This window comes from Paenimyroides ummariense, assembly GCF_900115115.1.
Classification (GTDB): domain Bacteria; phylum Bacteroidota; class Bacteroidia; order Flavobacteriales; family Flavobacteriaceae; genus Flavobacterium; species Flavobacterium ummariense.
In genome coordinates this window covers 91,142-109,047 of record NZ_FOVI01000002.1, presented here as the reverse complement: position 1 = coordinate 109,047, position 17,906 = coordinate 91,142, and the positions used below count along the sequence as shown (strand labels likewise).

12 protein-coding genes are annotated in these 17,906 nt (G+C 35.5%); 2 read left to right on the top strand and 10 right to left on the bottom strand.

What is annotated here, in order from left to right:
• Positions 1 to 2: 2 nt before the first annotated feature.
• From BM253_RS02160 to BM253_RS02150, 3 genes are read right to left on the bottom strand one after another with little or no spacing between them, the layout of a single operon-like run.
• On the bottom strand, positions 3 to 2,504 hold the full coding sequence (locus BM253_RS02160) for a beta strand repeat-containing protein (protein ID WP_091518348.1): 2,502 nt from the start codon (positions 2,502 to 2,504) through the stop codon (positions 3 to 5).
• 25 nt (positions 2,505 to 2,529) lie between these two features.
• Entirely contained in the window at positions 2,530 to 5,391 is a 2,862-nt protein-coding gene (locus tag BM253_RS02155; RefSeq protein WP_091518344.1) for a beta strand repeat-containing protein, read from the bottom strand.
• A 44-nt stretch (positions 5,392 to 5,435) separates the two neighbouring features.
• A complete protein-coding gene (locus tag BM253_RS02150; protein WP_091518340.1) occupies positions 5,436 to 6,242 on the bottom strand; it encodes a hypothetical protein in 807 nt (268 codons plus the stop codon).
• 509 nt (positions 6,243 to 6,751) lie between these two features.
• On the opposite strand from BM253_RS02150, the gene BM253_RS02145 reads away from it, so the two are divergent.
• Positions 6,752 to 7,966 (top strand): helix-turn-helix domain-containing protein, encoded by a 1,215-nt coding sequence (locus BM253_RS02145; RefSeq protein WP_091518336.1) that lies wholly within the window; start codon positions 6,752 to 6,754, stop codon positions 7,964 to 7,966.
• A gap of 76 nt (positions 7,967 to 8,042) precedes the next feature.
• Entirely contained in the window at positions 8,043 to 8,372 is a 330-nt protein-coding gene (locus tag BM253_RS02140) for a DMT family transporter (RefSeq protein ID WP_091518332.1), read from the top strand.
• A gap of 34 nt (positions 8,373 to 8,406) precedes the next feature.
• On the opposite strand, the gene sufD is transcribed toward BM253_RS02140, so the two are convergent.
• From sufD to BM253_RS02105, 7 genes are all read right to left on the bottom strand, one after another.
• On the bottom strand, positions 8,407 to 9,717 hold the full coding sequence (sufD, locus tag BM253_RS02135; RefSeq protein WP_091518329.1) for a Fe-S cluster assembly protein SufD: 1,311 nt from the start codon (positions 9,715 to 9,717) through the stop codon (positions 8,407 to 8,409).
• 84 nt (positions 9,718 to 9,801) lie between these two features.
• Positions 9,802 to 10,539, bottom strand: a complete 738-nt coding sequence (gene sufC / locus BM253_RS02130) for a Fe-S cluster assembly ATPase SufC (protein WP_091518323.1) — start codon at positions 10,537 to 10,539, stop codon at positions 9,802 to 9,804.
• A 67-nt stretch (positions 10,540 to 10,606) separates the two neighbouring features.
• The gene (locus BM253_RS02125) at positions 10,607 to 10,996 is read right to left on the bottom strand and encodes a four helix bundle protein (RefSeq protein WP_091518800.1); all 390 of its coding nucleotides are present in this window, start codon (positions 10,994 to 10,996) and stop codon (positions 10,607 to 10,609) included.
• Positions 10,997 to 11,083: 87 nt separating this feature from the next.
• Positions 11,084 to 12,532 carry a Fe-S cluster assembly protein SufB gene (sufB, locus tag BM253_RS02120; RefSeq protein ID WP_091518319.1) on the bottom strand — a complete coding sequence of 483 codons (1,449 nt, stop codon included), beginning with the start codon at positions 12,530 to 12,532 and terminating at the stop codon, positions 11,084 to 11,086.
• An 84-nt stretch (positions 12,533 to 12,616) separates the two neighbouring features.
• Complete coding sequence (locus BM253_RS02115; RefSeq protein WP_091518315.1) at positions 12,617 to 12,946, bottom strand: HesB/IscA family protein; 330 nt, start codon at positions 12,944 to 12,946, stop codon at positions 12,617 to 12,619.
• Between the two features lie 167 nt (positions 12,947 to 13,113).
• Positions 13,114 to 15,765: a TonB-dependent receptor gene (locus tag BM253_RS02110; protein WP_091518311.1), complete on the bottom strand. Its 2,652-nt coding sequence runs from the start codon at positions 15,763 to 15,765 to the stop codon at positions 13,114 to 13,116.
• Positions 15,766 to 15,954: 189 nt separating this feature from the next.
• Positions 15,955 to 17,844, bottom strand: coding sequence for a M1 family metallopeptidase (locus BM253_RS02105; RefSeq protein ID WP_091518308.1), 1,890 nt, complete (start codon positions 17,842 to 17,844; stop codon positions 15,955 to 15,957).
• Positions 17,845 to 17,906: the final 62 nt, after the last annotated feature.

Sequence of the window (17,906 nt, the reverse complement as noted above, 5' to 3'; positions counted from 1 at the left end):
AATTACCCTTCTTTTACTGCAAAAACAATATTCATAAAAGAACCTACTGTAACATCTACACCTGTTCTAACTATATAAGTCATTTTTCCGGTTGCATCTAAACTAACACTTTGAAATATTGTAGTGTCATACCATGTTACATAATAATGTAATTCCGATGCTGGTAAAACAGGTAATGGGGGCGCACTTGGACTACTTGGTTGTGTTGCTGTACCATTTGTACCAAATTGTGCTTTGTATCTTTCGTAAAGATTTAAAACACCTGTTCTTGTAGCATCTGTAAAAGATTCACCTGCCGAACCATTAATAGTTGTAAACTGTGAATTTGCTATTGGAATTATAATAGATGGCATGTAGAAAAATTTAGGCATTGTGGCTTTTAATGCTTTTACCACATTGTCTGATCCTACAGCTAATATATGCTCTGTGATACCGGTAGTAGTTCCTGTATTTACTGTAGCTTGTACTTTGGTTTTATCAAGACCAGTAACTTTTAGCTTTCCAGTAGTTCCTGTTGTTGTAGTTGCTAATGTAAGATCGAATGTTGAATTTGTTAAAGTTGTATTTTCTGTTAAAGTACCACCTAATTTTACTAAATCGTTGTTTACACTGATACCATTTTGTGCATTTACCTGTAATGATCCGTCTGTTGCTTGTGTTAATCCGTTTCCTGCTACATCTGGATTTATTTTTGCCGCCGTTACAGCATCATCTGAAATTTTGCCTGCGGTAATAGCATTATTAGCAATAGTTGTAACATTACTATTTGCAGGTGCTGTTACATCGCCTGTTAATTCAGCACGTGTAAATAGTCCCGAATTTAACAATATTGATGTTGAACCACCATAAGTTGTATTAGTATCTGTTGGTGTAACCCAAGTACCATCTCCTCTTAAAAATGTTGTAGCAGATGCTCCTGCAGGTAATTTACCAACTGTTACAGCATTATTAGCTATTTTAGTACTTGTAATTGCATTATCTGCAATACCTAAAGTAACATCAGCTAAAACTGTATTTGCTAACGATGTTCCTGTGCCAACAGTATTACCTGCTGTTACGGTTATTCCTGATCCCGTTAAAGTTTTACCGATACCCGAAGCTGATGCGTCAACACTTAAAACACCTGAACTGATTGACAATCCAGCACCCGGTCTTACCACACCTAAATCACTTGAAGTAGCGGTATTAACACCTACCGTATAGGTTGTATTGTTCCCAACTGTTACAGCGGCAGGAACCGATACAGCTCCCGTGCCTTGAACAATTGTATTTTGCTGATTTGCTTTAACAGCAGGAGCTAAATCCAAAGCAGTTGAAGCAATTCCGTTTATAGTACTTACTAACTGGTTTGAACCATTTAAAGACAATGCATTACTGTTAATGATATTTACCGCAGATCCCGTTGTTCCGTTAACTGTTGTGGTTAATGAATTACCAGAAGATGTATTGCTTACACCGGTTATTAATGAACTTCTGTCTGCCCAAACCGTAGTACCTGAACCATTTGTTGTTAAAACCTGATTGTTTGTTGTGCTTGGAGTTATTTTATTCGCATTAAGTGTTCCGCCGATGTTGTTTAACGTTAAGTTTGCTTCATTAACATCTATAGAAAATGCTTTTAAGGCTGCTCCTGTAGGTGTTCCTGCTAACGTAACTTTATTACTTGCAGCTGTTACGTCTTGTCCTGAAACAGATGAGCTAGGAACTGCATTTGTATATGTTACTACACCATTTGCATCTGCAACAGCAACTCTGCCTGCTGCACCACTGCCTGCCGTAAGTTTTGCTGCGGTAACATTTCTATTGGCAATATTTTCTGCTTGCACAGCATTATCTGCTAACTTTTCATTTGTTACAGCATCAACACCCAATTTTGATGTTGTAACACCTAAATCGGCAATCTGAATAGTTGCATTACCCAATAATTTATCTGTACCGTCTGTACCGCCTGTAAATTCTATGCCGCCTTGTGTAGTTAATGTTCCTTTGTTACTAATTGTTGCCGGTGAAATAGTTGTAGGTGTCCAAGTACTTCCATTATAAGTTAATACCTGATTATTTGTTGGTGCTGTATTTGCAACCGGTGTTCCTTGTATCTTACCAACAACCGTTGCTCCTAAAGTTCCGGTTACATCGCCTGCTAATGCTAATGCCGTAGCTTCATCGTTTGCTAATAGGCGTTTCCAAAAACTGTTAGCTGCTGTTCCGTCTGTAGTCCAATAATAATATCCCGGCTTTATGGTAGTTCCTACCGTTGCGGTGTTATAAACCAGTAAAGAATTTGTTTTACCAATATTGGTTGATGTTTCTCCTTTAACAGGTAAAAAATTTGTTAGCGATGTTAATGCAACACGAGGTATTAAAAGTCCTTTAGAATCAGACTGTAGATCAATTACCGATGCTTTACTAGGCTGATTAGTTCCAAATCCTTGTTGTGCGTATAACCCGTTGGCACTTAAGACAAGTGCCAACAAGGTTAAATTTATCTTGGTTGCTTTTTTCATAAGCAATAGTTGAATGTTTTTTTAATTAGTTTCTACCTACGATTTCCCATGTTGTACCGTTAGATTTTACAATCCAAGCTTGGTATGGCATCGCTCCGTAAGTATCTAATACGTTTAAGTAACCGGTATGTGCTTCGGTTGTATTGGCAATCTTAATGTTGATAACCTGACCTTCTGCAGAAGCTGCACTTGGAAAAGTTATTGTTTGATCTGTATTGCCTAAAGTAATATTGATAACCACTTCTGGAGTATGGAAACTGTAGTTTGCGTTTGCTGCAACTTCTACATTTGTTCCTGTTACAATTTTATCCACAGTACGTAAAACGCCACCTGTTGTTTCTGCAACAATTACTTTGTTTTTTGTTGCTGTAGCAGGTGCAACATTTACCAAACCTGTTATTGCTAATGTATTACCTGCGCTACCAACGCTAGTATTAATTGCGGTAGCTTCTATTAAATCGCCACCTAATTTAATAACATCTGCTGCTGTTGCATCTTTACGTAAACCGTTAATTACGGCTACAGTATTATTAATGGTTCTATACTCAACACCTCCTATACCATCTGCTGTTGGTACCATACCTGCCGAAACGTTAGTACCTGCTGCTGTATTTTTAGATTCCATTTTATCTGCGGTAACAGCTTTTAATGCTAAATCTTCATTCGTAACAGCTCCGTTTTCAATATTTTCTGTTTTTACAGCATCATCAGCTAATTTATCATTAGTAATTGCATCGTTGGCAATTCCTAAAGTAACATCTGCTAAAACCGTAGATGCTAATGAAGTAGCTGTACCCGGAGTTGCATTTGCACCTGGTGTTACCGTAATACCTGCACCGGTTAAAGTTTTACCTGCTGCTGCTGCAACTGTTGATGGTTCCCACTGATTTGTCGTTGAATTATAAACCAACATGTTATTGGCAGCTGTTGGAGCCGTTGCTGATACAGCTGTACCTTGTATGCCTGTAACTGTTAAATCATTTAGCTTGCCTGTTACATCGCTACCTGCTACGGTACCTACGGTAACATTTGCTTCGTTAATGGATAAAGATCCGTCTGTTGCAATGGTTATCTCCTCGCCTGTAGCTGCCGATTGTTTTACAACACCTAATGTTGTAGCTGATGCCGTGGCAATACTTACTGTATAATCTGTTCCTCCGTTCGCGTTTGCTGTACCGGCATCTTTTGCCAATGGTGTTGTAAAGTTGTAATTGTCTTTATTAGCCAATGAAGATTGTGCAATCCAAGTTACGTCACCATTTGAATCTGTAACCATTACCATATTTTCATCACCGTCAAGGTTATTATCTGTTGATGAGTTTGGTGCTTTTATATCTGTAGTTGTAATGGTACCGTTTTTAATATCAGCAGAAGTAATACTTTCTGCAGCAATACTTAATCGTGTTGGTACTAATACAGCATCTGCTAAAGTGGTTACATTAGTTGATCCAATTACAATTTTACCATCGGTAGTTAAATCTTCACCTGCTGCAGCTGCAATAGTTTGATAAGTTACACCACCTGAACCATCTGCTGTTGGAACTGTGTTTGCCGGAGCTGTAGAAGTTACTACTCCCGCCGCATTGGTAACAGTAGAGGTTAATTTATTTGCCGACACCGATTTTTCACCTAAATCTGCATTCGCAATACTTCCGTCTATAATATTAGCAGAAGCTACTGAATTATCTGCCAATTCTGATGCGCCTACTGCATTTTCAGCAATTTGTGTCGCTGTTATTGCATCATCTTTAATTTTTAAATAGGTTGGTGTTAAAACCGCTCCGTTCAACAAATTTGCAGTTGTAGCTGATGCTGCAGTTGCATCTGCACCTACTCCAATAATATTATCTGTAGTTAAAGGCTGACCAATTGCTGTTGAAGGATCTTGATATTGAACTACTTTTGTAGTAGCATCTCCCGGAGTTGTTTCAATCACTGTTGCAATTTGTCCTGGTGTTGCCGCTCCCGGATTCAGTTTTTCTGCTCCGATAGATTTATTAGCAATGCCTAACTCAACATCTTTTAAAACGGAATTGGCTACAGAAGCTGATCCGTTAACGGTGATAATTCCACCTGCACTTGATAATGCTTTTGCCGTTAAATTATCTGCCGCAATAGCATCTTCTATTAATGTTTTAGGAGCAACTTGTTTTAAAATACCATCGACACCCATTACCATAATATTTTGTGTTGCAGTATTAAATGTTGAAGGCGTTAAAACTTCTAAACCTTGAATAGCTAATGTTCTTCCAGTTGTAGGATCTGTAATAATTTCTGTACCAGTAGCATCAGTTAATGCCCCACCTAAACCTACATTCGTTACCCCTGTTGTAGGATCAGTAGTTACATCTATACCGTTAACACCTTTAATAAAATCGTCTGGATCCACCCATTTAGACACAAATGGTTCAGTACCAACGGTTGCAGGATCCGTATTTGGAATACTAACCAATACTTGTCCATTATTAGTTCCACCATCAACACTTACCGTATAGGTAGTTGTTAAACCAGATGTTACTCCGTTAACTTTTATATTTTCACCTGCAGTAACTATTGTATTTTTTTCTGAACCTTCGGATCTAAAACGTACCCAACGATTAGTGTCCCAATAGTAAAAACCTGGTGTAACATGATTCGCAGGATCAGCTGCTACAGAACTGGTAGCTGTATTATAAACTAATAACGATTGTGCAGGACTTATAACCGGCGCAGCAACATTTGCTGCGGTTAAATTTAGCCTTGGAATTAATAAACCGCGTTTGTTTGACAGGATTTCTACCGCTGCTGATTTGTCTGGTTCATTTGTACCAAAACCTTGCTGTGCGAATGTTTTTGTTGATGCTAACATAGCAAATGCAACAAATGCTGATAGTAATAATTTTTTCATATCGAATTGAAAATTTTTCTTTTATTTTTTGTTGTTGATTTTTCTTAAAACTTCTCTATTATTTTCCAAACCGTTCCGTCTGAGACTAAATTCCAACCAGAATAAGGCAATGCGGTATATAAACCTCCGCTTACACCTTCGATCTGGCCGGTAACGTTTACAAAGTTGCTTTCGTTATCGTCGTACTTTTTTATAGTAAACTTTTTGCCTTTATTGTTTACCGGATTTGGTAAAGCAATGGTAATACTTGAAACGCTTGCATCGCCAAACAATACTACATCTGCCAGTTTTGCGTTATAATCTTGATTTACCTGTTTTATGGCATGCATAGTTTCAAAACTTACAGAAAGTTCCCCGTCTTGACTAATTACAACCGAAGGATTTTCAGCAGCTTCTTTTACAACTCCTAAATTAGATGGTGTTGTTCCGTTAGCTCCTTTTGCAGTAGCAACATTTACTTTCCAGTTTGTTTTGTTGGGATCTGTTGGATCGATGCTTGATTCTACCGTTGTATTGGTACCATCAACCAAACCGACCGTTTTTAAAACAATGCTTAAATCGGTTTCATTAATGATACGGTTCCATCGGTTATCTAACCAATAATAATAACCTCTTGATAAAGAATTTGAAGGATTGGTATTAAAAACCAACAATGATTCTACGTTACCGTTTGAGATGGTAACAGCATCGGTAATGCTTTTAAGTGGCACTCGCGGAATTAGAATACCTCTATCTTTTGCAGCTATTTCTAACTGCGCAGATTTATTCGGGCTCAACGTGCCTATACCTACTTGTGCGTTAATTACCGTGCTACATAGTATGCCCCCCAGCAGTAGTACTATTTTTTTCATATAAAAAGTTTGTATGGCTAATAACTAAAACTACTTTTAATACAGCAGCTTTAGTTTTCAGCCAAATTTTATAAGCTTCTCTAAAAAAGATCCGCTTGCTTATGTTTGCTTCATATATAAATCACAATTCTAAAAGATGTTAGTTTTTAGTTTTAATTGTAATTTTTGTTTTATGATTATAGCTTCTTAAAAATCAAACTTTAGCATCCCCTCTAAAAAGTGATTAAAAACTATATTCTTAAATTCTCTAAAAAAGTAAATACACTTAATGTTGTTTTATACTATGTATTTATTTCGGGGGCGAATTTCAATAAATATTTTAAAATCTTTAATTTATAAGCAGGTAGTTTTAAGGTAGTATTAAGATTTTTTTTTACTACCCGCTGTGTAGTTGAATTTAAACATTTGATTTTCAGAAATATAAAACACTATTTTTAATTCTCTTAAAAGTGAATAAACAGTATATTAAATATGTTTGTAATTAGTATTTTTGTTGAAAACAAATTTTAATGAAGAACTTAATAATTTCTATACTACTGCTTTTCAGCACATTTGTTTATTCACAAAAAAATTCGATTGAATCTTTACAAGAAAAAATCTCTCAATATAACAAGGCAGATCAGTATGATTTATCGGTAAAATTACTAACAGATTTTATTAACAATAAAGAAACATCGGCAAACGATAAGTATGCTGCGTATCTTATTAAATCGGATATTTATAAAAATCTTTTTAAATATCAGCACGCATTAAAGTACTTGGATCTTGCATTACAGGAAGGCAAAAAAGGATCTGATTTTTTAACGGCAGTACAAGAAATCAAAGCCGAAAAAGCTTTTATCTATTTTGAAATGCAAGATTTTGATAAAGCCAAACTTTTAATGAATGAATTAGAACAAACGGCTTATAAAAATTTAAACAATAAATATTTACTTTTTATTTATACGCAAGAAGGCTATTTTCTTCTTAAAAATAAGAATTACGCTGCAGCTGAAATGAAGTTAAATGATGCTGTAAAAATTGCAGAAACGCATTACCCGCAAGAATTACCTATTGTTTATGGTAAGCAAATAGAATTGTATAATATCACAAACGAATTTAAAAAAAGGGACAACGCTTATCAGCTTGGGATTGGAATTGCCCAAAAATATAAAAACCTGAAGTACGAATTTTATTTGAATGAAGTTTATAAAAACGTATTTAGTAACAATAACGATACTGCAAAGGCTTTTATTTATCAAAAAAAATGTGATTCGCTTTTTGCATTGTACAATTCAAATGACAAAAGCAGCAAAGTTGAAATTTTAGAACAAGAAATTAAAAATGAAAACTTTGATAATCAGCTGAAAAAGAAGCAAAAAATACAAATTGGTCTTATGCTGCTGAGTATCCTATTAATAATTGCGGTGGTGTTTCTAATAAAATTATTCAATAAGAATAAGCAGAATAAAATCTTAATTGAAAGAGAAAATAAAAGAATTCAAGAAGAAATAAAACATCTTAAAAGTTTAGCAAACGAAAATGTTAATACTTTTAAAGAATTGTCTTCTTTCAACTTAACAGAACGTCAATTAGAAATTATCAAATTGGTACAAAATGGCAAAAACAACAAAGAAATTGCTGCTGATTTGTTCATTTCTGAAAATACGGTTAAATATCACTTAAAAACTATTTACACCATATTGGAAATTAAACACCGAAACGAACTTTCTAATTTCAAATAAATAAAATTGGTTTTTATCATTTGTAAAAGGCAAACAAATTAAATTGCCCGATCTTTGTACCAATAAAATTTAAATCATGAGTTGGATTATTTTAATTGTTGCCGGATTGTTCGAAGTGCTGTTTACAACTTGTTTGGGAAAAGCCAAAGAATTATCGGGAACCGAAGCTTACGGTTGGTATGCCGGTTTTATAATTTCACTGATCATAAGCATGGGCTTGTTAATGAAAGCTACCGAAACATTACCGCTTGGAACGGCTTATGCGGTTTGGACAGGTATTGGTGCAGTAGGTACCGTAATTGTAGGAATTGTTGTTTTTAAAGATCCTGCTACTTTTTGGCGTGTGTTTTTTATTACAACGCTTATAGGATCTATTATTGGGTTAAAAGCTGTTTCAGCGCATTAAAAAAGACTTCTTTTCAGAAGTCTTTTTTAATTTGTTATATATCAAATCCAATGTTAACACCCAGTTTCATTGAGATTAGCTTTTGCAGTTTTAATTGAAGATCCGGAATGGCAACTGACGACAAAACCTCATCGGTAAACGCATACATCAACAACGCTTTTGCTTCTTTTTTAGGAATACCGCGCTGCTGCATATAGAACATCGCAGATTCATCTAACTGACCAATGGTACAACCATGAGAACATTTTACATCATCGGCAAAAATCTCTAATTGCGGCTTGGTGTTTAACGTAGCCTTATCTGTAAGTAAAATATTGTTGTTTTGCTGAAAAGCATCGGTTTTTTGAGCAATTTTATCTACATAAATCTTTCCGTTGAAAACTCCGGTAGATCGATCGTCATAAATTCCTTTATAGTTTTGATGCGATTCACAATTTGGCTCTTCATGGCTCACCAACGTGTAATGATCCACATGCTGTTTTTCGCCAATAATGGTAATTCCTTTCAAAGTAGAATCGATACGTTCGCCTTTTTGATAGAAATTCAAATTGTTTCTTGTGATGTTTCCACCAAAAGAAAACGTATGAACCGATACGCGACTTTCCTGTTTTTGTTCGATGTAGGTATTGTCAACCAAATCTGCAGTCAGCAAATCGTTTTGTAATTTGTAATAATCAACAATGGCACGTTTTGCAGCATAAATTTCGGTTACACTGTTTGTAAGCATTGGCAATTCTGACAAAGACTGATGACGTTCGATGATCTGAACATGTGCATTTTCGCCAACAATCACCAAATTTCTTGGCTGAACAAAATTAGATGCTCCCGTTGTGAAATACAAAATCTCGATCGGTTTCTGTACTACAGTCGATTTCGGGATATTGATATACGCTCCTTCTAAAGAATATGCCGTATTCAAATTCGTTAAGCTGTCTTCTTTGTTAGCGATCTGGTTAAAATAGGTATCGATAACCATTTTATATTTAGGCTTTGTTAATGCCGACGACATTAAACAAACATCTAAACCATCGTGCGTAGTTGATGACAAATGCGATGAAAAAACACCGTTGATAAACACTACTTTATAGGTATCAACATCGTTTAAAAAATACTTTTTAACGTCTTTCCAATCAACAGCTGTTTCATTTTTTGGAAGAATATTGAAATCGTTTGCCAATACGGCATTTAACGACGTGTATTTCCAAGCTTCTTCTTTTTTTGTAGGAAATCCTTTATTTTCGAACACCTTTAAAGCATCTGTACGCACATCGTGCAGGGTAGAATTTATATCTACCTTTTGTTCAAATGCTAAAAATGATGATAATAATTTTTCTTTTAAATCCATTATTTGCTTTGTTTAAAGTTTAAAGTTTGTTTTGTTTAAAGTTGTGAAACCTTAAACATGGAACCTTAAACCATTTAAACTAAATTATTTCAACCAATCGTATCCTTTTTCTTCCAATTCAAGTGCTAATTCTTTACCACCTGTTTTAACGATTTTTCCATCGTGTAAAACGTGAACAAAATCAGGAACGATATAATCTAACAAGCGTTGGTAGTGCGTAATTACAACAACCGCATTGTTTTCGTTTTTCAGTTTGTTAACTCCGTTTGATACAATTCTTAAAGCATCGATATCTAAACCAGAATCTGTTTCATCCAAAATCGCGATTTTAGGATTTAACATAGCCATTTGAAAAATCTCGTTACGTTTTTTCTCTCCACCCGAAAAACCTTCGTTTAAAGATCGAGATAAAAATTTACGGTCGATTTCCAACAATTCTGCTTTTTCTTTAATCAACTTCAACATTTCGTTTGCAGGCATGTCTTCCAAACCGTTTGCTTTGCGCGATTCGTTGATTGCCGTTTTCATAAAGTTGGTTACAGAAACACCCGGAATTTCAACCGGATATTGAAACGACAAGAAAATTCCTTTGTGTGCACGTTCTTCCGGAGCTAAATCTGCAAGATCTTCGCCTTCTAAAATAATTTCGCCTTCGGTAACTTCAAAGTTTTCATTACCAGCAATTACAGACGACAAGGTTGATTTACCTGCACCGTTTGGCCCCATGATTGCATGAACTTCACCTGCTTTTACTTCCAGATTAATTCCTTTTAATATTTCTTTGTCCTCTACAGAGGCGTGTAGGTTTTTAATTTGTAACATGTGATTAAAGTTTAAAGTTTAAAGTTTAAAGTTATGAAGCTTTAGACTTACTACCTTATTTATATTATTATTGAAACTTTGTTCCTTTAAAATCGTTTTTATTTAAATACGCAATAAAATTATTTATTTTACCGCTCAATTTTTCATATTCTGAAACTAAAAAATCTAACTTTTCTTTACTTATATATTCATTATCATATAAACGATAAATTTGAGATCTTGTTTCTCCTGCCGAGCCTTTTGCGATAGAAAGAAATTGTCTAAATTCCATATTTCCATTTCTCTCAAAACCTTCAGCGATATTATCCATTACCGACCCTGATGCTGATTTTATTTGCTCTTTAAGCCTATAATCTGTCTTTAATTCTGTATGCTTGGCAATGCTTATGATTTCTTTAGAAAGATTTCTTGCTTCTTGCCAAATTTCTAAATCTTCAAATCTTTTTATTGTAGCCATAATTTTTAGTCTAAAGTTTTTGTGTTCAAGGTTTAAAGTTATAATCTTGTAACATTGAACTTTAAACATTAAACCTTAAACAAAAAATTATCCAACTGATCCTTCTAACGAAATCTCTAATAGTTTTTTAGCTTCTACAGCAAATTCCATTGGTAGTTTGTCTAAAACCTCGCGTGAAAATCCGTTTACGATTAAGGCAATTGCCGTTTCGGTTGGGATCCCTCGTTGGTTGCAGTAGAAAATTTGATCTTCTCCAATTTTACTTGTAGTAGCTTCGTGCTCTAACTTAGCTGTTGAATTTTTCGATTCTATATACGGAAAAGTATGTGCACCACATTCGTTACCCATTAACAAAGAATCACATTGCGAAAAGTTACGGGCATTTTCTGCGCGCGAACCAATCTGCACCAAGCCACGGTATGAATTTTGAGATTTACCTGCCGAAATTCCTTTTGAAATAATGGTTGATTTAGTATTTTTTCCTAAATGGATCATTTTTGTTCCGGTATCAGCCTGCTGATAATTGTTGGTTACAGCAATTGAGTAAAACTCGCCTACCGAATTATCACCTTTCAAAATACAAGATGGATATTTCCATGTAACAGCCGATCCTGTTTCAACCTGTGTCCAAGAAACCTTCGCATTTTTCTCTGCCAAAGCTCGTTTTGTTACAAAGTTGAATACACCACCTTTACCCTCTTTGTCGCCCGGGAACCAGTTTTGTACTGTTGAATATTTAATTTCGGCATCGTTCATTGCGATCAATTCCACAACTGCTGCATGCAATTGGTTTTCATCACGACTTGGAGCGGTACATCCTTCTAAATAAGAAACATACGATCCTTCATCGGCAATTAACAAGGTTCGCTCAAACTGACCTGTACCTGCCTGATTGATACGGAAATAGGTTGATAATTCCATTGGACAACGAACGCCTTTTGGTATGTAACAGAACGATCCGTCTGAAAAAACAGCCGAGTTTAATGCCGCATAATAATTATCGGTTTTTGGAACAACAGAACCAATGTATTTTTTCACCAATTCCGGATGTTCTTTAATAGCTTCGGAAATCGAACAGAAAATAATTCCTTTTTCGTTCAAGGTTTCTTTAAAAGTGGTAGCAACCGAAACAGAATCAACTACAATATCCATTGCAATGTTGTTCATACGTTTTTGCTCTTCTATAGAAATTCCCAACTTTTTGTACATTGCCAAAAGTTCCGGATCTACATCGTCTAACGTTTTGTTTGGATCTACATCTTTTGGTGCCGAATAATATGAAATTGCCTGAAAATCTGGTTTTTCATACGTTACGTTTGCCCAATTAGGCTCGGTCATTTCTTGCCAAATTCTATAAGCATCTAAACGCCATTCAGTCATCCATTCGGGCTCGTTCTTCTTTTGAGAAATCGCGCGAACTATATCTTCATTCAGACCCACAGGAAACGTTTCAGATTCTAATTCAGTATAAAATCCGTATTCGTATTCCTTAGTTTCTAATTCTTTTTTTAATTCTTCTTCTGTGTATTTGCTCATAATAAGTTTTGAATTGTAGTTTAAGGTTTAAGGCTTAAAGTTTTTGAACGTTAAACGTTAAACCTGAAACTAAAAACTATACTTTTAAAGAGAAAAACTCTCTCCGCATCCGCATGTTCTGGCTGCATTAGGGTTGTTAAAAACAAATCCTTTACCGTTTAAACCGCCTGAAAATTCTAAAGTTGTACCTACTAAATACAGAAAACTTTTTTTATCTACAGCGATTTTCACACCGTTATCTTCAAAAATTTTATCGTTTTCTAAAGCATTTTCATCAAACTTTAGTTCGTATTCCAATCCTGAACAACCACCACTTTTCACTCCTACACGAATGAAAGCTGTTTCTGGGTTTAATCCGTCATCTTCCATCAACATTTTAGCTCTTCTTGCAGCCGATTCTGATACTTTTATCATGATTTTCGGGTTTTAAATTTTATCATCTGCAAAGATAGTTACAAAATATGATTTTTATCATATTAATAACAATATTATAACTTATAGTTCTATAAATTGAATTTATACTAAAAAGCCACTCCGCAAAAACAGAGTGGCCAAAAATAAAATATTTAAAAGCAGATAGATTAAAATGTAAATTTGATTGACGCATTCCATGTACGACCAAAGCCAAAATAAACCTGGTTGGTTGTGTTGATGCCTTTATAGGCTGTTTCACCTTCGGCACCTGTTAACATATTCGCGGTGTTTGATTGTGTGATATATTCGGTATCGAACAAGTTATTTACGTTAACACGGAAACTTAAACGATTTTTATCTGTTAGGTTTAGTGCATAAGATACACCCGCATCGATCAATCCAAAAGAAGGTAATTCTAGATTTTCTTTTCGCTGTACATTCGCATACAGATTTTGGTAGTAACGGTAATCTGCATCGATAGATAAGTTTGGTAAAATTTTGTATTTAGCTCCTATACCAAATGATGTTTGTGCTGCATTACCTACTTTACCTCCATCGATATCGTTTGTAGATGTTTCTAAAATTTCGCGGTCTTCGGTTCTAACTTCGGTTACCGTATTGCCTTTATAACGCCAATCGCCGATAGATGCAAAACCTTTTATTTCTAAATTATACAATGGTTTTGCCTGAATATCCAATTCGATACCTTGATGATCATGTTCTAAACCACGGTTGATCGTAAACAACTGCTGTCCTGCTAATTGCGGGTAATCAGGGTCGTTATCTCCAACTGTTTCTACTTCACTTTCAATTCGGTTTGCCCAATTTGTTTTGTAAGCATTAATGTTGAACGATACAAATTCTGATACAAACTTATAACCTAATTCTAACCCTAAAATTTCTTCGTTTTCAGAGAACGGATTCACCGTGTTACCAAAACTCATGTAAATGTTATCATGATAAGGTTGACGCGAATAGTATCCTGCATTTCCAAAAAAGGTGTGTTTATTGTCGATATTATAACTTAAACCTCCTTTTACGTTGTAACCAACGTTGTTAACTTTTTCTGATTTTTCTTCTTGCGGCGTGTATTGGTAATAATCCCAACGAACATGACTTTGGTTTGATACTGCTCCTTGAAAGAATGCCGAAAAACGATCAGTGGCGTATTCTAACTGTGTAAATAGTCCACCGTAATTAATGGTTTCAGAATAATCGTATCCATATTTATCTTCAGGATTTTTTGCAAAACCAGACAACACTTTCCAAGGATTTGTAGAAAACGTTTCTGTTAAGCGCGCTTTTGGGTCTCTTAATCTTGATCCTGTTGCATCAACATGAAAAGAACCTCCCATTAAATCGGTTAACTGACGGAAGTGATCTCCCTGATAAGATCGTAAATCAAGACCTAAATTGAAGGTTAAATTGTCTGTGAATTTATGTCCGAAATTAGAAACTACTCCGTACCATGCATGATTGTTCACCGATGCGCGAATTGCATATTTTGATTCTCCAGTTAAAGCATTTTCATCGTATTTTGATTGAATATCTCTTAATCCACTCCCGTCTTGTAAAAATGGTGAAGATCCAATTGGTCCTGTTCCACCACCACGTCCGAATGATGCATAAACCACCGTTGATAGGTTAGACAGTTCGTTAATTTTCCAATCCCAATTTAAATTTAAAACCGGTTTATGGTAGTAGTTTCTTCTTTCGTTAAACGCTTTTCCGTTAACATATCCCCAGTTGTTGTTGAATTTTAGTCCAAAAACATCATAACCTGGTGTTTTTATAATTTTGTTATCTTTTTCATCATAAACTGTAGCAATAGGTTTTGCATAATTTTGGTCGTGCCATTGCGGTGCGCCTGTAATCAAGAAGTTGAAATTGTGTTTTTCGTTTGGTTTGTATCCCATCGAAATAAAATAATTTTGTCCTTGCCCGGCTGTCATATCATTATAACCATCACCTTGCCAGTGTGAGAACATAGCGGTTACACCAAAACCATTTTCCTGCAAACCGGTACTGTATCCTACGGTAGATTTAAAATAATTGTCGTTACCCAAGCCGGCTTTTAAAAATCCACCTTCTCTCATTTCCGTTGCTTTGGTAATAAAGTTAATGGTTCCACCTACCGATGAAATTGCCAGTTTAGAAGATCCTAAACCACGCTGAATTTGAATAGCATTGGCAATATCGCCCATTCCAGACCAGTTAGACCAGTACATGTTACCGTCTTCCATACCGTTGATTGGCTGACCGTTTAAAAGGAATGCTGTGTTAGACTGATCAAAACCACGCGTGTACATCTGCGTATCTCCAAATCCGCTTGATTCACTTGTTACGTAAACCGATGGCGTATTTACCATTACTCCGGTAATATCGCGCGAGCCGATTTTTTCTTCAATATCGGCACCTTTAATGGTTGATACGGCAATTGGAGTTCTGCGCCCTTCGGCAACATCAATAACTCCGCGAGCCATTACAACTATTTCGTTTAACGATTCTGCACTTTCATTTAAATAGATCGTTCCCAGATTTAATTCGGTAGCTGTATCAAAGTTGAAATTAATTGTTTTTGATACATAGCCCATTGAAGAAACTTCGATTTCACCTTGAGTTAAGTTGGTAGTTATGGTAAAAGATCCATTTTGATTGGTTACAAAACCATCTGAAGTTCCTTTTACATATACTTCTACTCCAGACAAAGCCGTATTACTTGCTGTATTATAAACAACACCTGATAATTTGTTTTGTGCATAGGAAGCCGTACTTGCAAATAATGCAAACAATGCCACTGTGCTTAGACGATTTTTCATTGTAATGTAGTTAAATTTTCGGCTAAACTACTGTATCGATCTAAACAAAAAAAAGGTTCAGCGGTTAGTTAAAACTTAAATGATTATTTGGTAACACTATTTAAAAAACCAGCCAATTTGCTTAATAATTCAATAATATAAAAGCTGTTAAAAGCAAAAAACGCAGCGAATAAATTGCTGCGTTTTTGTTTAAAGTTCTTTTGAATTATTTGACGGATCTACATCTGCCATTAATTGCGATGGATCAATTACTACTGCCTTTATTTTTTTTCCTTTTGTATCGAATTTAAAATCGAATGTTGGATACGCCCAATCCCAACCTTTTAAAACAGTACGCTTAATGTTTGGATACGGATTGTCTTTTGTCCAGCGCATTAAGGTATTAGGAATATAGAAACTTTCGGTAGAATCATCGCTGTAAACAACAACCAGATCAATAGGCATTGGCATACGCCCGATTCTTTCTAAAGTGATATTTGCTTCAGCTCCTTTAACCTCAACATTTTTAATACCGTAGTCTATGGTGTTCACGGTTTGTGTCCAATCAACCAGATACCAATCTAAAACAGCTCCCGAAACACGCTCTGCAGTTCTTTTAAAATCATTCGGTGTAGGGTGTGAGAATTTATAATCGTAATAAAAACGCTTCAATGTTTTAAACGTATTGTCCCAACCAATTACATACGCCAATTGTGTAATAAAAACAGCGCCTTTTGTGTAAGCCGAAATTCCGTAATTCATATTATCGTCAAAACGATCGGCGTGTGTAGAAAGCGGTTGTTCGCCACCCATTTTTACCATGTAGTTGTAGTTGTTGTACATGCTTTGAAACGGATTTTGATCTTCCTGATTCTTTTTATCCATAATTTGATTCACGGCAAAATCTGAAATAAACGACGTAAAACCTTCGTCCATCCAACCGTGTTTACTTTCGTTTGTAGCCAATAAATGCTGAAACCACATGTGCGCCAACTCGTGAGCTGTAACACCGATTAAACTCGGCAGACTGCGTTTTCCTGTAATTAAAGTACACATAGCATATTCCATACCACCGTCGCCACCCTGAATAACAGAATATTGCTTGTACGGATATTCACCAATATTTTTGTTGAAGAATTCTAACAACTTCACCGTTTCTGGTTGTAATTTTTTCCAGTTTTCTTTGATCGAAGCATCGTTTTTATAGAAGAAATGCAATTCTACATTGTTTGATCCCATAACTTTATCGTGGATAAAATCAGGATCGGCACCCCATGCAAAATCGTGTACATTTGGCGCTACAAAGTGCCAAGTAAGCGTTTTCTGTTTTTTAGGAACCTCAACTTTTACACCTTGATCTTCGTAGCCATGACCAATTTCGTTTTTGTTTTGTAAGTAGCCCGATGCGCCAACCGTATATTTTTTATCTAAAGTTAACTTTACATCGAAATTTCCCCAAACACCGTGAAACTCACGACCGATGTACGGATCGGCATGCCATCCTTCAAAATCGAATTCTGCCATTTTAGGATACCACTGCGTCATAGACAATGCTACGCCTTCATCGGAATTTCTTCCCGCGCGACGCACCATTACTGGCACTTGTCCGTTAAACTTCATGGTAAAAGTTGCCTTATCTTTCGGTAATAACGGTTTTGCTAATTCAACTTCTAAAATAGTTCCAACAACTTTTGTTTTTAAAAGTGTTCCGTTTTGTTTTAATTCATCAACCTTTAAAAAACCAATTTCGTTTGGTTTTAATTCTGATATTTTGCTTTGTCTTTTTTCTTTTCCGTCTGGACCTTTAAACGATTTTACCATTCGTTTGTCAGGATCTGAAATAGATGTTAAACGAGCATCCATCTCGCTTCCCGGCTGAAAAGCATTAAAATATAAGTGGTAGAAAACCTTTTTTAAGGTATCGTTGGAATTGTTGGTGTAAACCAGTTCTTGTGTTCCCGAATATTGAAATTTTTCAACATCCATGGTAACATCCATTTTGTAATCAACGTGCTGCTGCCAGTAACCCGGATTTGGGTTTTTATGCTGTGCGTATCCGGCGGTTGATACGGCAATTAATAAAAGTAAAAACTTTTTCATATTTTGATTTTAAGTGTTTGTTGCAAATTAATAATAGTTCTTTAGATTCCTACGGAATGACA